20 protein-coding genes are annotated in these 16,222 nt (G+C 46.5%); 2 read left to right on the top strand and 18 right to left on the bottom strand.

Features of this window, described 5'->3' with window-relative positions:
- Positions 1-125: 125 nt before the first annotated feature.
- A complete protein-coding gene (pgi, locus tag MKA69_RS05900) occupies positions 126-1,778 on the bottom strand; it encodes a glucose-6-phosphate isomerase (RefSeq protein ID WP_305847670.1) in 1,653 nt (550 codons plus the stop codon).
- Positions 1,779-2,062: 284 nt separating this feature from the next.
- On the opposite strand from pgi, the gene MKA69_RS05895 reads away from it, so the two are divergent.
- The gene (locus tag MKA69_RS05895; RefSeq protein ID WP_305847669.1) at positions 2,063-2,482 is read left to right on the top strand and encodes a secondary thiamine-phosphate synthase enzyme YjbQ; all 420 of its coding nucleotides are present in this window, start codon (positions 2,063-2,065) and stop codon (positions 2,480-2,482) included.
- A gap of 63 nt (positions 2,483-2,545) precedes the next feature.
- Here the strand turns inward: MKA69_RS05895 and alr are convergent, their stop codons facing one another.
- A complete protein-coding gene (gene alr / locus MKA69_RS05890) occupies positions 2,546-3,631 on the bottom strand; it encodes an alanine racemase (RefSeq protein ID WP_055028391.1) in 1,086 nt (361 codons plus the stop codon).
- A gap of 13 nt (positions 3,632-3,644) precedes the next feature.
- Complete coding sequence (locus tag MKA69_RS05885) at positions 3,645-5,051, bottom strand: replicative DNA helicase (RefSeq protein WP_000774913.1); 1,407 nt, start codon at positions 5,049-5,051, stop codon at positions 3,645-3,647.
- 170 nt (positions 5,052-5,221) lie between these two features.
- Between MKA69_RS05885 and MKA69_RS05880 the strand changes: the two genes are divergently transcribed.
- On the top strand, positions 5,222-5,986 hold the full coding sequence (locus MKA69_RS05880) for a DUF481 domain-containing protein (protein WP_170938062.1): 765 nt from the start codon (positions 5,222-5,224) through the stop codon (positions 5,984-5,986).
- Positions 5,987-6,041: 55 nt separating this feature from the next.
- Here MKA69_RS05880 and rplI read toward each other — a convergent pair whose 3' ends face one another.
- The 15 genes from rplI to fkpA form a co-directional block, all read right to left on the bottom strand.
- Entirely contained in the window at positions 6,042-6,491 is a 450-nt protein-coding gene (gene rplI, locus MKA69_RS05875; protein WP_001196056.1) for a 50S ribosomal protein L9, read from the bottom strand.
- A gap of 33 nt (positions 6,492-6,524) precedes the next feature.
- A complete protein-coding gene (gene rpsR / locus MKA69_RS05870) occupies positions 6,525-6,752 on the bottom strand; it encodes a 30S ribosomal protein S18 (protein WP_000090471.1) in 228 nt (75 codons plus the stop codon).
- 15 nt (positions 6,753-6,767) lie between these two features.
- Positions 6,768-7,070, bottom strand: a complete 303-nt coding sequence (gene priB, locus MKA69_RS05865) for a primosomal replication protein N (protein WP_000184779.1) — start codon at positions 7,068-7,070, stop codon at positions 6,768-6,770.
- Between the two features lie 7 nt (positions 7,071-7,077).
- Complete coding sequence (gene rpsF / locus MKA69_RS05860) at positions 7,078-7,446, bottom strand: 30S ribosomal protein S6 (RefSeq protein ID WP_001216670.1); 369 nt, start codon at positions 7,444-7,446, stop codon at positions 7,078-7,080.
- A gap of 210 nt (positions 7,447-7,656) precedes the next feature.
- The gene (bfr, locus tag MKA69_RS05855; protein WP_000675501.1) at positions 7,657-8,133 is read right to left on the bottom strand and encodes a bacterioferritin; all 477 of its coding nucleotides are present in this window, start codon (positions 8,131-8,133) and stop codon (positions 7,657-7,659) included.
- A gap of 69 nt (positions 8,134-8,202) precedes the next feature.
- Positions 8,203-8,391 (bottom strand): (2Fe-2S)-binding protein, encoded by a 189-nt coding sequence (locus MKA69_RS05850; protein WP_000289077.1) that lies wholly within the window; start codon positions 8,389-8,391, stop codon positions 8,203-8,205.
- A 304-nt stretch (positions 8,392-8,695) separates the two neighbouring features.
- Positions 8,696-9,880 (bottom strand): elongation factor Tu, encoded by a 1,185-nt coding sequence (tuf, locus tag MKA69_RS05845; protein ID WP_000031640.1) that lies wholly within the window; start codon positions 9,878-9,880, stop codon positions 8,696-8,698.
- Positions 9,881-10,001: 121 nt separating this feature from the next.
- A complete protein-coding gene (gene fusA / locus MKA69_RS05840; protein ID WP_055034024.1) occupies positions 10,002-12,098 on the bottom strand; it encodes an elongation factor G in 2,097 nt (698 codons plus the stop codon).
- Between the two features lie 75 nt (positions 12,099-12,173).
- On the bottom strand, positions 12,174-12,644 hold the full coding sequence (rpsG, locus tag MKA69_RS05835) for a 30S ribosomal protein S7 (protein WP_001138050.1): 471 nt from the start codon (positions 12,642-12,644) through the stop codon (positions 12,174-12,176).
- A gap of 101 nt (positions 12,645-12,745) precedes the next feature.
- Entirely contained in the window at positions 12,746-13,120 is a 375-nt protein-coding gene (rpsL, locus tag MKA69_RS05830; protein WP_000201237.1) for a 30S ribosomal protein S12, read from the bottom strand.
- Between the two features lie 185 nt (positions 13,121-13,305).
- Positions 13,306-13,581 (bottom strand): sulfurtransferase complex subunit TusB, encoded by a 276-nt coding sequence (tusB, locus tag MKA69_RS05825; RefSeq protein ID WP_305847668.1) that lies wholly within the window; start codon positions 13,579-13,581, stop codon positions 13,306-13,308.
- A 9-nt stretch (positions 13,582-13,590) separates the two neighbouring features.
- A complete protein-coding gene (gene tusC / locus MKA69_RS05820) occupies positions 13,591-13,947 on the bottom strand; it encodes a sulfurtransferase complex subunit TusC (RefSeq protein WP_158120244.1) in 357 nt (118 codons plus the stop codon).
- Positions 13,944-14,339 (bottom strand): sulfurtransferase complex subunit TusD, encoded by a 396-nt coding sequence (tusD, locus tag MKA69_RS05815; protein WP_305847667.1) that lies wholly within the window; start codon positions 14,337-14,339, stop codon positions 13,944-13,946. The genes tusC and tusD overlap by 4 nt, the downstream gene beginning before the upstream one ends.
- Positions 14,336-15,052 (bottom strand): transcriptional regulator, encoded by a 717-nt coding sequence (locus MKA69_RS05810; protein WP_000140990.1) that lies wholly within the window; start codon positions 15,050-15,052, stop codon positions 14,336-14,338. The genes tusD and MKA69_RS05810 overlap by 4 nt, the downstream gene beginning before the upstream one ends.
- A 207-nt stretch (positions 15,053-15,259) precedes the next feature.
- Positions 15,260-16,039 carry an FKBP-type peptidyl-prolyl cis-trans isomerase gene (fkpA, locus tag MKA69_RS05805; RefSeq protein ID WP_055030540.1) on the bottom strand — a complete coding sequence of 260 codons (780 nt, stop codon included), beginning with the start codon at positions 16,037-16,039 and terminating at the stop codon, positions 15,260-15,262.
- Positions 16,040-16,222 lie beyond the last annotated feature (183 nt).

The raw sequence follows: 16,222 nt of genomic DNA, 5'->3' as shown, positions 1-16,222 counted from the left end.
TGACCAAGTACCGTGAAAAAATGAACTTTCGATTGCAGTGAAACAAACAGAAGCCCAGTTTAGAAATAACAAAAAGGCCCTACGTAAAAGTAAGGCCTTAGTATCCAACGTTTTAGGTCAATGCATTAAGCGCGAAAGGCTTTAAATGCATTGATCAAACCGTTGGTAGAACTGTCATGCGAATTCACATCGGCATTATCCGCCAATTCAGGTAGGATCTTGTTCGCCAGCTGCTTGCCTAGCTCAACACCCCATTGGTCGAAACTGAAGATATTCCAAATCACACCTTGTACGAAGATTTTGTGTTCGTACATCGCAATCAAGTTACCCAGTGTGCGTGGTGTAATTTGCTTGACCAGAATCGAGTTGGTTGGACGATTGCCTTCAAACACTTTGAATGGCACTAACGCTGCGATTTCTGCCGCCGACTTACCCGCTTTTTCTAATTCAGCTTGTACCGCTTGCGCTGATTTACCAAAGGCTAGAGCTTCCGTCTGGGCAAAGAAGTTAGACATCAGTTTTTGGTGGTGATCGCTCACTACGTTATGACTGAGCGCTGGAGCAATGAAATCGCACGGGATCAGTTTAGTACCTTGGTGAATCAGCTGGTAGAACGCGTGCTGGCCGTTAGTACCTGGTTCACCCCAAATAATCGGACCCGTTTGGTAAGTTACTGGGTTGCCATCACGGTCAACGTACTTACCATTCGATTCCATGTTGCCTTGTTGGAAGTAAGCAGCAAAGCGATGCAGGTATTGATCGTAAGGCAGGATCGCTTCAGATTCTGCACCGTGGAAGTTGTTATACCAAATACCAATCAGCGCCAAAATCACCGGAATATTGCTTTCAAACGGTGTATTCACAAAATGCTGATCCATTTCATGCGCACCCGCCAACAGTTCAACAAAGTTGTCGTAACCGATAGACAGAATGATAGAAAGACCGATCGCAGACCACAGTGAATAGCGACCACCAACCCAATCCCAAAATTCGAACATGTTCTCAGTGTCGATGCCAAACTCAGCGACCGCTTTACCGTTGGTTGATAGCGCAGCAAAATGCTTGGCAACATGAGCTTCATCACCCGCCGCTTTCAAGAACCAATCACGTGCCGTGTGCGCGTTAGTCATGGTCTCTTGGGTGGTGAAAGTTTTGGAAGCCACAAGGAATAGCGTGGTTTCAGGATCCACTTTTTTCAGTGTCTCCGCCATGTGTGTACCATCAACGTTGGACACAAAATGCATGGTCAGATGGTTCTTATAAGGTACCAACGCTTCGGTCACCATGTATGGACCAAGGTCAGAACCACCGATACCGATATTCACGACATCCGTAATCGCTTTGCCGGTGAAACCTTTCCACTCACCGCCAATCACACGCTCAGAGAAGGCTTTCATTTTAGCCAGTACAGCGTTCACAGCTGGCATCACATCTTCACCGTTCACCAGCACAGGTGAATTGCTACGATTACGTAACGCGGTGTGCAGTACCGCACGATCTTCGGTTTGGTTGATCGCATCACCTTTAAACATCGCGGTGATGGCAGATTGCAGATCCGTTTCTTTGGCCAACGCAAACAGGTGTTGCATGGTTTCCGCATTCACAAGGTTTTTCGAATAATCGACCAGAATGTCCAGACCAAAGCGTGCAGAGTATTTGGCAAAACGCTCGCTGTCTTGCGCAAAAAGTGCTTTGAGGTCCATATCCTGAGCGGATTCAAAATGCGCAGTCAGCGCTTTCCAAGCTTGAGTTTGTGTTGGATTGATATTTTTCAACATGGCATCTATCCCGATGTTACTGTGGTTTTATTTCATCTCGATGCAGACATAACGCTGCGGATGAAATCCCCGATTTAAGCAAAAAGAATAGGTTAAAAATGAGTTTTCCGCGTGGGAAATACATGTAATTAATTTTCAGTGCATCATTATGAGCGAACTCATTTGCACCCACTTTGCGATAGGTCACGTAAACACCGACCACAACTCATTTTTGTCTGGTAATCTAAGTCGCTCACCTTACCCTTAAACATTCACTTTGCCAATATACTTAAGGAGCTAGCGCAATGTGGCAGCAGCAACCCATCCAATTAAGACCGCGTTTGCGCGGGTTCCATCTCATTACTGATGAAATTGAACAACAATTACCGCAGATAAAAGCGTTAAATGTCGGTTTGCTACATTTATTTGTGCAACATACTTCCGCTAGCCTCACCATCAACGAAAATGCCGATCCCACGGTTCGTCAGGATATGGAAGCCCATTTCAATCACATGGTTCCTGAAGGTGCATCTTATTACCGACATATTTACGAAGGCGATGATGATATGCCCGCACACATTAAAGCGTCATTATTAGGGTGCAGTGTGTGCATACCGATTTGCAATGGTCGACTGGCGTTAGGAACTTGGCAGGGAATCTATCTGGGTGAGCATAGGGATCATGGCGGAGCAAGGAGGATAATCGCCACGATTCAGGGTGAATGAATAACCAAGAGGTTCACTCACCGCCATTTGAGTAGACGGTGAGTGAGGCCATAAATAAGCAGGTTAAATGCCTGCTCCTGAATAGGACATTTCCACTCGCGACGTGAGTTTAGTGACTAACTCATACCCAAGCGTGCCGATATGAGCGGCCACTTCTTCTACGGGGAGCTCTCCTCCCCACAGCATGGCTTCATCGCCAACACAGTCGCTCGCCTCTGGCCCTAAATCGACGGTCAGCATATCCATCGACACGCGTCCCGCAATCGGCACACGGCGACCATTGACCACCACTGGCGTTCCATTCGGCGCGGTACGTGGATAGCCATCACCATAACCAATCGCAATCACGCCAATTTTGGTATCACGTTGACTGGTCCAAGTACCACCATAGCCAACGCTCTCTCCCGCTTTCACATCACGCACTGCAATCAAGTGTGATTTCAATGTCATGACCGGCTGGTAACCCAATTGGGCGGCACTCTTTTCCGCAAACGGTGAAACGCCGTACATGATAATACCCGGCCTCACCCATTCCAGCTGGCTTTGCGGCCAAGCTAGCAACCCAGCTGACGCAGCCAGAGAACGCTCACCCTGACAGCCTTGAGTCAATGATAAGAACAGCTCAGTTTGTGCTGCTGTGGTCGATTTATCTAACTCATCAGCACAGCCAAAGTGGCTCATGTAACGCAGCGGTTTCGCCACGTTATCACACTGGTGTAAACGCGTGACGAAGTCTTGATATTGTTCTGGACGAACCCCTAAGCGATGCATTCCGCTATCAATTTTCAACCATACCATCACGGGTGTTTCAAGCTGAGTTTGTTCGAGCGCTTGCAGCTGCTCCTCACAATGCACAACGGTTTGAATGTTATTGGTCACCAGAACCGGTAGATCTCCCGGTGAATAGAAGCCTTCTAACAACAAAATAGGTTTAACGACACCACTGGCACGCAGTTGCAATGCTTCTTCAATTCGTGCGACACCGAAAGCATCGGCACCCATCGCATAACGCGCGATATGGCGCAGGCCATGACCATAACCATTGGCTTTGACCACGGCCATAATTTTACTGTCTGGAGCTTGTTGCTTAACGCGCTGCAAGTTGTGCTGCAACGCATCCAAATTAATGTAGGCGGTAGCCGCCTTCATATAGTTCATCGAATTACTCATCGTCAAATGCAGGTCCCGCATAGTTGTCGAAACGAGAATATTGTCCCTGGAAAGTTAAACGTACCGAACCTATCGGACCGTTACGCTGTTTACCGATAATGATTTCTGCCGTACCTTTCAGTGCACTGTCTGGGTGATAAACCTCATCACGATAGATAAACATGATCAAGTCCGCGTCCTGCTCGATAGAGCCCGATTCACGCAAATCCGAGTTAACTGGGCGTTTATCCGCACGCTGCTCCAAAGAACGGTTCAACTGCGACAATGCCACCACTGGCACATTCAACTCTTTGGCCAAGGCTTTCAATGAACGAGAAATCTCAGCAATTTCTAGGGTACGGTTATCGGTTAGCGCTGGAACGCGCATTAACTGTAAATAGTCGACCATGATAAGAGACAAGCCGCCGTGTTCACGCGCAATGCGTCGTGCACGCGAGCGAACTTCGGTGGGAGTTAGGCCAGAGCTGTCGTCGATATACATATTCTTTTTCTCCATGAGGATCCCCATGGTGGAAGAGATACGCGCCCAATCCTCATCATCCAGCTGGCCGGTACGAATTTTGGTTTGATCAACGCGTGATAACGAGGCGAGCATACGCATCATGATCTGTTCGGCGGGCATCTCCAGAGAGAAGATCAGCACTGGCTTCTCTTGCTCCATTGCCGCATTTTCACACAGGTTCATTGCGAACGTGGTTTTACCCATAGAAGGACGCGCCGCAACAATGATCAAATCGGAACCTTGTAAACCTGCGGTTTTCTTATTGAGATCAGTAAAGCCAGTATTCACCCCTGTCACCCCATCTTGTGGCGTTTTGTACAGCAGCTCAATCCGCTCTAAGGTACGCTCCAAAATGCTATCGACGTTTTTCGGGCCCTCGTTTTCACTGGTACGCGCTTCCGCAATCGCAAACACTTTACTTTCCGCCAGATCAAGCAGGTCTTCGGCATTACGCCCCTGCGGATCGTATCCCGCATCCGCAATCTCGTTTGCTACACCGATCAGGTTACGTACCAACGCACGCTCTGCCACAATCTCTGCATAAGCATTGATATTCGCAGCACTCGGGGTGTTCTTGGCTAAATCGGCCAAATAGGCAAAGCCACCAACATCTTCCAGTTGTTCACGCTGCTCAAGGTATTCCGACAGTGTGATTAAATCGAGCGGCTTACTCGCTTCCAAAATCGATTTCACACCATCGAAAATCAATCGATGCGGTCGGCTGTAGAAGTCCTGCGTCACCACGTGTTCTGAAACCGTATCCCAGCGTTCATTATCCAGCAGCAAGCCGCCAATAACAGATTGCTCAGCTTCTAACGAGTGCGGTGGGAGTTTAATTGCATCAACTTGTGCGTCGGAAGTTTTACGGTTTCGATTATCAGTACGTGGATCTGCCATGACTTCGCTTTAAGTAACTTTTGAATGTCCGCCATTATAACGAGAATCCGTGATTTGTAATTAAAGCAACGAAAGTTTGTGCGCAGCCTAACCAGAATTGACCTAGGGTTGACCCAAGCAAGGTAGAGAGTTTTTACTATGCCGCCACCCTAAAAATGAATGAGGTGGTTGTGTTTCGCAAATGCTTAACTTGGGCTGGCCTATTGCTCTGCGTTCCTGCACTCGCCGATGAACAGATGGAACAAAAGGATGACATTTCATTACCTTCACCTTGGAGTCATCAGGTCGAGTTTGGCTATCAAGCACATACGGGAAATAGTGACTCACAGTCCCTCAATTCCAGAGTCAAATCCGAATATACCTTAGGGCGTCACCGTACCTATGGTGAATGGAAGTTCTATAAGCTCGATAAAAACAACAAAGAAGATAAGCGCCAATCGACTTACGCCTTACAAAGTGACTATAAACTTGGCCCGAAAACCTATTTGTATGGCAGTTTCTATGGTACCGATTCTCGTTATAGCGCCTACTTTAAAGATTACACACTTTCTGCAGGTCTCGGCTACCAGTTTGCCTACACTGAGGATTGGGTGCTCGAACTCGAATTAGGTCCTGGTTTTCGCTACCAAAAGCCGAATCAGGATGAAATCGATGATGATGATATCGTGTTCCCCGACCAAGTCGATGAACCGATCTTCCGTGGTAATTTGAAAAGTGAATGGCAAGCGTTAACCAACTTACGTTTCGCCGCCGAACTAACGTTAGTCTCAGGGGAAAGTAATACCAGCGTTGATAGCGACATCAGTCTAACAAACAAAATCACAGAAAATATCGCATTAAAAATTCGCCAGTCTCGTCAGTATCACAACCGTGTACCTGAAGGCTTAAGCAAAGCAGACAGCGTTTTATCGGTCAATCTATCCTTCCAGTTTTAACCCATAAAAAAACACCAGCCGAAGCTGGTGTTTTCATATTCGTCAGTAACTGAAATTACTCAGCAACAACTTGTACTTTCGCAGTTGCGAAAACTTCAGAGTGAAGTTGAACGCTAACTTCGAATTCACCAACGTTGCGCAGAGCGCCTTCAGGCAGGCGAACTTCGCTCTTAGATACTTTAACGCCAGCTGCAGTGATTGCATCAGCGATATCACGAGTACCGATAGAACCGAACAGTTTACCTTCGTCACCAGCTTTAGAAGCAATAACAACTGCTTCCAGAGCGTTAACTTGGTCAGCACGAGTTTGAGCAGCAGTCAGTTGCTCAGCAACTTTTGCTTCCAGCTCTGCACGACGGCTTTCAAACATTGCAACGTTAGCTTTAGTTGCCATTACTGCCTTACCTTGTGGGATAAGGAAGTTACGAGCGTAACCAGATTTAACGTTTACTGTATCGCCAAGGCTGCCTAGGTTACCGATTTTATCAAGTAGAATAACTTGCATTGCTTAATCCTCTTTCTTAATAAACGGTGCCGATTACTGATGCTTGTCAGTGTACGGCAGTAGAGCTAGGTAGCGAGCGCGTTTGATTGCACGAGCTAGCTGACGCTGATATTTAGCGCTTGTACCAGTGATACGGCTAGGAACGATTTTACCAGCTTCAGTGATGTAGTTCTTGAGAGTTGCTACGTCTTTGTAATCAATCTCTTGTACGCCTTCTGCAGTAAAACGGCAGAATTTACGACGACGGAAGAAACGAGCCATGGGCTATCTCCTGATCTATATTTGAGAAATTTTGTCGGCATGCAGCACTAATTTACCTACGCCATTTCGGCTGGTTTGGTAAGCCACAAAACCGCTTACCAAAATGCTACTGCCTTGTACTAAATTTTGAGTTAATGCCTCTGACCTAGCCCCACTCACCACCACCGGTAACCGACAAAAAACTTGTCGCGGAAGGTCAGCTTCTACCATCGTAGAGCGATGCTCTAGCCAAAAATGGCAATGTTTAACACCCGATGGACTTTGGCTTCGAACCGGAGCTTTTGCGACAATGCCGCTCAACTCGATTCGATTGGTCATCAAACCATTACTCAACGTCTGCGTCGAATTTCACTTCGTCACGCTTTACACGCTCTTCACGAGCTTTCAGCATGATTGAAGGTTCAGTGATAGCAGCTTTAGTACGCATGATCATGTTACGTAGAACTGCATCGTTGAAACGGAAAGCAGTTTCTAGCTCATCAACGACTGCTTGGTCAGCTTCAACGTTCATCAGAACGTAGTGAGCTTTGTGCAGCTTGTTGATTGGGTAAGCCAGTTGACGGCGACCCCAATCTTCTAGACGGTGGATTTTACCGCCCGCTTCAGTGATTGAGCCAGTGTAACGTTCGATCATGCCAGCAACTTGCTCGCTTTGATCTGGGTGCACCATGAATACGATTTCGTAATGACGCATTATTTGCTCCTTACGGATTATTCAGCTTCCAGAGTTGGCCCGGTCATCCAGAGGAAGCAAGGAACTAATGATAATTGACCGAGAATTAAGGAGCGGGAATAGTACAGAAAGGAAGCAGCTTTAGCAAGGGAATTCTCTGGGATAAACTGGAAACGCACAAGGCAGATAAGCCGCGTCCTGCCTTGTGATACTACACCTCAGTGGTTCACACTATTCTTCATCTACAAACTGAGCTTGTAAGTAATTTTGAATACCTGTCATGTCAATAAGTCCGAGTTGAGTTTCTAACCAATCAACATGCTCTTCTTCATCTTCCAAGATGCCATGAAATAGATCTCGCGATACGTAGTCACGCACTTTTTCGGCGTAAGCAATTGCCTCTTTCAAATCGGGAATGGCGGCCAACTCAAGTTTGAGATCACACTCCAGCATCTCTTGTACGTCTTCACCAATCATCAACTTGCCGAGATCTTGCAAGTTAGGAATGCCCTCAAGAAATAAAATGCGCTCGACAAGATGATCCGCGTGTTTCATCTCATCAATCGATTCATGATATTCCTTATCAGCCAGATGTTTTAAGCCCCAGTCCTTGTACATACGTGCATGCAGAAAATATTGGTTGATAGCAATTAACTCATTAGCAAGCACTTTGTTGAGATGTTGAATAATAACCGGATCACCTTTCATAGCAGAGCCCTCCTCTTTGGTTCTATTAACTGTAGAACTGATTAGAAGAGAGTCAAAACATGTTGATCACTAACTGGCCATTTTAAACTGACAGCTCAGCGACGCTTCGATGATCTCTTTAGCTTGGCGTACACACTTACCGCACTGTGAACCCAGTGCAGTACAGCGTTTAATGCCTTTGATATCCGTTATCCCTTGCTCCGCAACCAATCTCTTGATTTTTTTGTCTGAGACACCATGACACAAACAGACGTACATAAAACAACCTCAACGTATCGACGCTGAAAATATAAAGGAGAATCACTCCCATTTCTATTGCGTTTGCTATTTTATTCAGATCGTATGGTTATAAGAAAAATAACAGGAGAGGTGGCCATGTCGGTAAGAGATGGAAGAAGACGGCGGTTCACTGCCTTTTATTGAAACTAATAGGTTGTTTTAGCTATAAACGGAAAGAAGTGGCAACAGCAAAGATAGGTGAAAATCCTTATAACTAAAAATGAAAAAGGGAAGCCGAAGCTCCCCTTTTTCGATGCAGCATTGCGCGGCAAGATAAACGCGATTAAGCGATGATCTTAGCTACAACACCAGCACCTACAGTACGGCCACCTTCACGGATAGCGAAGCGTAGACCTTCGTCCATCGCGATTGGCGCAATCAGGTCTACAACCATCTTGATGTTGTCGCCTGGCATTACCATTTCTACGCCTTCTGGAAGCTCGATGCTGCCTGTTACGTCAGTTGTACGGAAGTAGAACTGTGGACGGTAACCTTTGAAGAATGGAGTATGACGGCCACCTTCGTCTTTTGACAGTACGTATACTTCTGATTCGAACTTAGTGTGTGGTGTGATTGAACCTGGCTTCGCCAGTACTTGACCACGCTCTACTTCTTCACGCTTAGTACCACGTAGTAGTGCACCAACGTTCTCACCTGCACGACCTTCGTCAAGCAGCTTACGGAACATCTCTACACCTGTACAGGTAGTTTTTACTGTGTCTTTGATACCTACGATCGCAACTTCGTCACCCACTTTCAGGATGCCGCGCTCGATACGGCCAGTTACTACTGTACCACGACCTTGGATTGAGAATACGTCTTCGATTGGCATCAGGAATGCCATGTCTACTGCACGCTCTGGCTCTGGAATGTATGAATCCAGTGCTTCTGCTAGTTCAACAATCTTCGCTTCCCACTGTGCTTCGCCGTTTAGCGCGCCTAGTGCTGAACCTTGGATTACTGGCAGGTCATCACCTGGGAAATCGTACTCAGACAGCAGCTCACGAACTTCCATCTCAACCAGCTCTAGAAGCTCTTCATCGTCAACCATGTCACATTTGTTCATGAATACGATGATGTAAGGAATACCTACCTGGCGACCCAGCAGGATGTGCTCACGAGTTTGTGGCATTGGACCGTCAGTTGCCGCTACAACTAGGATACCGCCGTCCATCTGTGCAGCACCAGTGATCATGTTCTTAACATAATCCGCGTGTCCTGGACAGTCTACGTGTGCGTAGTGACGGTTTGGAGTATCGTACTCTACGTGAGAAGTATTGATTGTAATACCACGCTCACGCTCTTCTGGTGCGTTGTCGATTGACGCGAAGTCACGAGCTTTACCGCCGTATACTTTTGCAAGTACAGTACAGATAGCTGCGGTTAGAGTTGTTTTACCGTGGTCAACGTGGCCGATAGTACCAACGTTTACGTGCGGTTTCGTACGTTCAAATTTTTCTTTAGACACGATCGTGTTCCTTCCTAGTTATGATTCGCTTTGGGTAAACTATACCCAAGGCGCGCCAGAAATTGCTATTTTATGCGCCAACTCACGTTAGCGCAATAGATTCGTTATTAACCAACAACGGTTAACCACGTTCTGCGATAATTGCATCGGCAATATTTTTCGGCACATCAGCGTACTCAGCAAACTCCATAGAGTAAGAAGCACGACCTTGTGTTGCAGAACGCAGGTCAGTTGCATAACCAAACATCTCAGAAAGTGGCACTTTAGCGTGGATAATTTTCAGTCCAGCAGGGCCTTCATCCATACCTTCGATGATGCCGCGACGACGGTTTAGGTCACCCACTACATCACCCATCCAATCTTCTGGAGTGGTTATTTCAACTTTCATTAGCGGCTCAAGAAGAACAGGTTGCGCTTCAAGCGCACCTTTCTTGAATGCCATAGAACCAGCGATTTTAAACGCCATTTCGCTGGAGTCGACATCGTGGAATGAACCATCAAACAGGGTTGCTTTGACATCCAATACTGGATAGCCCGCTAACACACCGTTGTTCATTTGCTCCTCGATACCTTTCGCAACTGGGTTGATAAATTCTTTTGGAATCACACCACCCGCGATTGCGTCAACGAAGACAAACCCTTGACCAGGCTCAGCAGGTTCAATTTTCAGCCAAACGTGACCATATTGACCACGACCACCAGACTGACGAACGAACTTACCTTCCACTTCCGATTTACCACGAATGGTTTCACGGTAAGCCACCTGAGGTTTACCTACGTTACAATCGACACCAAACTCACGTTTCATGCGATCGACGATAATATCTAGGTGAAGTTCACCCATACCAGAAATCAGCGTTTGACCCGTTTCAGCGTCAGTCTCTACGCGGAATGATGGGTCTTCTGCCGCTAGTTTACCTAGAGCAATGCCCATTTTTTCCTGATCGGCCTTAGAGCGAGGCTCTACAGCGATCTGAATAACTGGTTCAGGGAACTCCATGCGCTCCAGAATCACAACATGATTCGGATCACACAAAGTATCGCCCGTAGTGACATCTTTCAGGCCGATAGCCGCTGCGATGTCGCCCGCACGAATTTCTTTGATTTCATCACGCTTGTTAGCATGCATCTGTACGATACGGCCAAAGCGCTCTTTCTTTTGCTTCACTGAGTTGTAAACCGCATCACCCGAGTTAACCACTCCAGAGTAGACGCGAATAAAAGTCAGTGTGCCAACAAAAGGATCGGTAGCAATCTTAAACGCGAGTGAAGAAAACGGTTCGTTGTCGTCAGCGTGACGCTCAACATGGTTTTCTCGTTCATCAATACCTTTGATTGCAGGAACATCCGTCGGTGATGGAAGAAACTCAATCACCGCATCCAGTACCGCTTGTACGCCCTTGTTCTTAAACGCACTACCACAAGCTGCGAGAACAATTTCGTTATTGATGGTGCGCTGACGCAGAGCTTGTTTGATCTCTACTTCGCTAAGTTCACCATCTTCAAGGTATTTTTCCATCAACTCTTCACTGGCTTCGGCAGCTGCTTCCACAAGGTGGTTACGCCACTCTTGGGCAAGCTCAAGCATATCCGCAGGAATTTCTTCATAAGTGAAGCTCATGCCTTGATCGGCTTCATTCCAGTTGATGGCTTTCATCTTGATAAGGTCGATGACACCTTTGAACTCTTCTTCTGCACCAATGTTGAGTTGGATAGGAACAGGGTTCGCACCAAGACGATGTTTAATTTGGCCTACTACGCGTAAGAAATCTGCACCGGCACGGTCCATTTTGTTAACGAATACCATGCGTGGAACGCCGTATTTGTCAGCTTGGCGCCAAACGGTTTCAGACTGAGGTTCAACACCTGATGTGCCACAGAATACGACCACTGCACCATCAAGCACACGAAGTGAACGCTCTACTTCGATCGTAAAGTCAACGTGTCCAGGGGTATCAATGATGTTGATGCGATGTTCTTGGAATTGCGCTTCCATACCACGCCAGAAGGTGGTGGTAGCCGCAGAGGTAATGGTAATACCACGCTCTTGCTCTTGGACCATCCAGTCCATAGTCGCAGCACCGTCGTGAACTTCGCCGATTTTGTGAGAGAGGCCAGTGTAGAACAGAATACGCTCAGTAGTGGTTGTTTTTCCTGCATCTACGTGAGCACAGATACCGATGTTACGGTAGCGCTCAATAGGAGTTTTACGAGCCACGATTGTATCCTCTTACTAAGGTCAACCTTAGAAAATAGAAATGTGCTGCGAGAGAACCTCGCAGCACAGAAGGTATTACCAGCGGTAATGAGCGAACGCTTTGTTCGCTTCTGCCATACGGTGAACGTCTTCACGTTTCTTAACAGCAGAACCTTTGTTTTCAGCCGCATCCAGCATTTCAGCAGCCAGACGAGCAGCCATAGATTTTTCACCACGCTTACGCGCAGCTTCAACCAACCAACGCATTGCCAGAGCATTACGACGTACTGGACGTACTTCAACTGGCACTTGGTAAGTTGAACCACCTACACGGCGAGATTTAACTTCTACCGCTGGGCGAACATTTTCAAGAGCTTCTTCAAAAACAGCTAAGTGGTCTTTACCAGACTTCTCAGCCATAGTGTCTAGTGCAGTGTAAACAATTTTCTCTGCAGTAGATTTTTTACCGTCAACCATAAGGATGTTAACGAATTTTGCCAGCAGTTCAGATTTGAACTTTGGATCTGGAAGGATCTTACGCTGACCAATGACGCGACGACGTGGCATGGAATATTCTCCGTTGTCTTCTTCAGGTTTTTTCCAAAACTTTTCAGTTTTTTCAAAAAATTCAAATTAATTTAGTGTTTGGCCTTACTTAACGGATTCCATTAAGACTTAGGACGCTTCACACCGTACTTAGAACGAGCTTGTTTACGGTCGTTCACGCCAGCACAGTCTAGTGCGCCGCGAACAGTGTGGTAGCGAACACCTGGAAGGTCTTTAACACGACCACCACGGATCAGTACAACACTGTGCTCTTGTAGGTTGTGACCTTCACCACCGATGTATGAAGTAACTTCAAAACCGTTAGTTAGACGTACACGACATACTTTACGAAGTGCTGAGTTAGGTTTTTTAGGTGTAGTAGTATAAACACGAGTACATACACCACGCTTTTGTGGGCACGCAGCTAGTGCTGGCACGTTGCTTTTAACAACTTGCTTAGCACGTGGCTTACGAACCAACTGGTTAATAGTTGCCATTAACTAGCTCCTGATTTACTTAAAGTAAGCTTGTGAAAAATCTACCCCGACTCATGCAAACAGATTGCACAAATAGGGACGCAAAATTCTATGCAGCAGTGGGAGGTGTGTCAAGAAATATACAGATCTTTTTTGCTGATCCAGCAGCGTTACAAATCAACACTGCCATTGCAGAAAAGCAATCCCTACCATGTTATTGATTTTTCATGAGTTATGGTTAACTCAACAAAATCACTCATGGTTGTGATATGAATACGGGGATCTACATTTATCAGCCAACCACGAGCTTGCAGATCCTCATGCAGAACCGCCCAAGAGATCTGATCATTGAGACGGATTGGATAAGGCGATTGAGCCGCGGCGGCATAAACGGCATTTTCAGTTAACAATGCGGCATCGCCCGGCAACAAATACGCACTGACTAACGAGAGCTTCTCTAGATGCTTAATAATATGCAACATGCGTGATCCTTAGAAGGTGAGTAATTGATCGTAGTTGCGCAGCCGTTGCGCCAATGCTTGAGGATCCAGCACTTCCACCTCTATCAGCAGATCCTCTTCACTCACCCCCCAGCACTGTAAACTCTGTTGGCAGACATAGCGTGCGTCGATGTCGTAGAGATCCAACAATTTGAATGCTGCAATATAGTCACGACTTAAAATCACTTCTGGCTGCTGGTTTTTCACTAACTGTAGTACGCCTTCGCCAACAAAAAACAGGGCTTGAGCGTCACTGTAAGCCGAAGTGGCCAGAATGGCATCAAGCCCTTCTCGCCCTGCGGCGGTTCCATGCGGTGGAGTATGGAATACCCATGCGACTTTGTTCAAAACTGTACCACCCTATCTTGCTCTAATAACGCTTGTGCGAGGCTACCTAACCCTGCCTGAGTGAAATGAGATGCGAGGTTATGGCTACTTAAACCGTGTTGTTGAGCCTCTTGCTCACTTACCACCCCGCGACGTAGCGCCGCAGCAACACAGGTTTCAAGCTGCACGTTATGTGCTTGTGCGAGCGTTTGCCAACCTTGCAGTAAGTCAAATTCGTCATTAGCTGGCACATGCGTTGCCGAACCATTCAGCACACCATCTTGATAAAAAAACACACTTTTCAACGTATGCCCTTTGGCAATCAACGTGTTGGCAAATAGGTAGGCATTACGAGCTGATTGCGTGCCGTATTGTGGCCCGTTCACTACCAAGGTGTAAGTGATAGATTTCACTTCTCATCATCCTCAGTTTTGCGCTGACGAATGTAGAGATAAACCGTGTGCTTAGAGATGTTCAGACGATCCGCGACACGGTTGATCGCATCTTTAATGTCGAAGATGCCTTTATCAAACAGCGCCATCACAATCTGACGGTTTTTGGTGTTGTTGGAGACCGATTTATCGCCATTGATTTCTTCGATCGTACGTTCTACGGTTTGATCCACCAACTCTTCAACATCACTGGCGAAGTTCACCGAAGAAGCCGCTTCTTGTGCTTCCTGGGTTGGCATGAAAGATTTCAGCACTTGTGAGAAAGGAGCATCAAGGTTGACGTTGATACACAACAAACCAATCACTCGGTTATCGCCATTACGGATCGCAACGGTGATCGACTTCATCAGTACGCCACCTTTGGCGCGCGTGAAGTAAGAGCGAGAAAAGTTACGCTCGGATCCTTCAATATCACGCAGCATTTTCAGCGCCATGTCGGTAATCGGAGAGCCCACCTGACGGCCAGTGTTTTCACCATTGGCAATTTTGATTGCCGACGTGTTTAAATCTTCGAGCGAGTGAAGAACGATTTCGCAAAATGGACCAATCAGGCTTGCGATACCATCGACAACTGCTTCATAGGAACGCAAGATCACCTTATCGTGCTCGGTAAATGGCTTTACGTGCACCGATTCCATCTCTAGCAGTAAATCGACATTCATGGTTTCTGTCATTGTCACTGTGCTTAAACCTTAGAATGAAAAATCAACAAATTGCTGTAAGTTTATCAGAAAATTTTAAACCACGATTCTGCAATATTACCAACAAGTGATTTAGAACAAATTCTTATTAGGATCAGCGCATAGAAAAAGGCCTGAACACAGTCAGGCCTTAAGTAATTCATCTGCTCACAAAATACAAAGCAAGCTCTGAATGAACGATTATTGGGTAGCGTCTTTACCGTTTTCAATCTTCAGCAATTCCACTTCAAACACTAAGGTTGAATTCGCTGGGATCGTTGGAGTATCTTGCTCACCGTAAGCCAGTTCAGGCGGGATAACCAGTTTGAATTTTGAGCCTACTGGCATCAGCTGTACGCCTTCCGTCCATCCTGGGATCACACGGTTAAGTGGGAAAGTTGCTGGCTCACCACGCTCATAAGAGCTATCGAATTGAGTACCATCCGTCAATGTTCCTTTGTAGTGAACTTGTACGGTATCCGTGTCTTTTGGCTTATCGCCTTCAGCCGGAGTCATCACTTGGTACAACAGGCCAGATTGTGTTTTCACAACACCTTGCTCTTTCTCGAATTGGGCGCGGAACTCATCACCTTTCTTCTTATTTTCTGCGGCTTTTTCTGTCGCTTTCGCTTGCATGGTTTCAGCTACACGCTTATCCAAAGCCTCTAGCGCTGCGCGAGTCTCTTCTTCACTCATTTCTGGATTGCCAGCGAAAACATGTTGAATACCTTTCAGTACCAGATCTTTGTTCAGCTCAATGCCAATTTCACTTGGTTTTTCAATGCTAGTTTTCAGGTAGTTGGCAAATGACACGCCGATTGCGTAAGCCGCTTTGTCATCTTCAGACTTAAACTCAACGGTTTTTGCTGTCGCGGTTTGAGCCGCGGGTGCCGTTTCAGTTTTTGGTGCTTCTTCTTTTTGACAACCAACCGCGAGCATTACTGTCGCAGCTAGCAGTGACACTTTAAAAAGTGATTTCATTGAGGTCTCCAATTATGAGGTATTCCTTTTGGCGTTGTGCACAAAAACCAGCAACTCACTGGTGCACAACAAAGAGTTGTACCAATATAGCGGTATGTTTCATGATTGTCTTTACACAACAAACGGATAATTAGACTTGATGCGAAGAATTTATCACTCACTCTGCTACTTACTTATCGTCTT

Source organism: Vibrio sp. AH4 (genome assembly GCF_030710545.1).
In the GTDB taxonomy this organism is placed as follows: Bacteria; Pseudomonadota; Gammaproteobacteria; order Enterobacterales; family Vibrionaceae; genus Vibrio; species Vibrio metoecus.
Note: the sequence above shows the minus strand (reverse complement) of the source record. Positions and strands in the feature narration are given on the sequence as shown.

What these genes read in the sequence shown, in the direction of transcription:
- pgi (WP_305847670.1), bottom strand. Translation starts at nt 1,778, where the DNA reads ATGTTGAAAAATATCAATCCAACACAAACTCAAGCTTGGAAAGCGCTG.
- MKA69_RS05895 (WP_305847669.1), top strand. Translation starts at nt 2,063, where the DNA reads ATGTGGCAGCAGCAACCCATCCAATTAAGACCGCGTTTGCGCGGGTTC.
- alr (WP_055028391.1), bottom strand. Translation starts at nt 3,631, where the DNA reads ATGAAGGCGGCTACCGCCTACATTAATTTGGATGCGTTGCAGCACAAC.
- MKA69_RS05885 (WP_000774913.1), bottom strand. Translation starts at nt 5,051, where the DNA reads ATGGCAGATCCACGTACTGATAATCGAAACCGTAAAACTTCCGACGCA.
- rplI (WP_001196056.1), bottom strand. Translation starts at nt 6,491, where the DNA reads ATGCAAGTTATTCTACTTGATAAAATCGGTAACCTAGGCAGCCTTGGC.
- rpsR (WP_000090471.1), bottom strand. Translation starts at nt 6,752, where the DNA reads ATGGCTCGTTTCTTCCGTCGTCGTAAATTCTGCCGTTTTACTGCAGAA.
- priB (WP_000184779.1), bottom strand. Translation starts at nt 7,070, where the DNA reads ATGACCAATCGAATCGAGTTGAGCGGCATTGTCGCAAAAGCTCCGGTT.
- rpsF (WP_001216670.1), bottom strand. Translation starts at nt 7,446, where the DNA reads ATGCGTCATTACGAAATCGTATTCATGGTGCACCCAGATCAAAGCGAG.
- bfr (WP_000675501.1), bottom strand. Translation starts at nt 8,133, where the DNA reads ATGAAAGGTGATCCGGTTATTATTCAACATCTCAACAAAGTGCTTGCT.
- MKA69_RS05850 (WP_000289077.1), bottom strand. Translation starts at nt 8,391, where the DNA reads ATGTACGTCTGTTTGTGTCATGGTGTCTCAGACAAAAAAATCAAGAGA.
- rpsG (WP_001138050.1), bottom strand. Translation starts at nt 12,644, where the DNA reads ATGCCACGTCGTCGCGTCATTGGTCAGCGTAAGATCCTTCCAGATCCA.
- rpsL (WP_000201237.1), bottom strand. Translation starts at nt 13,120, where the DNA reads ATGGCAACTATTAACCAGTTGGTTCGTAAGCCACGTGCTAAGCAAGTT.
- tusB (WP_305847668.1), bottom strand. Translation starts at nt 13,581, where the DNA reads ATGTTGCATATTATTAAGCATCTAGAGAAGCTCTCGTTAGTCAGTGCG.
- MKA69_RS05810 (WP_000140990.1), bottom strand. Translation starts at nt 15,052, where the DNA reads ATGACAGAAACCATGAATGTCGATTTACTGCTAGAGATGGAATCGGTG.
- fkpA (WP_055030540.1), bottom strand. Translation starts at nt 16,039, where the DNA reads ATGAAATCACTTTTTAAAGTGTCACTGCTAGCTGCGACAGTAATGCTC.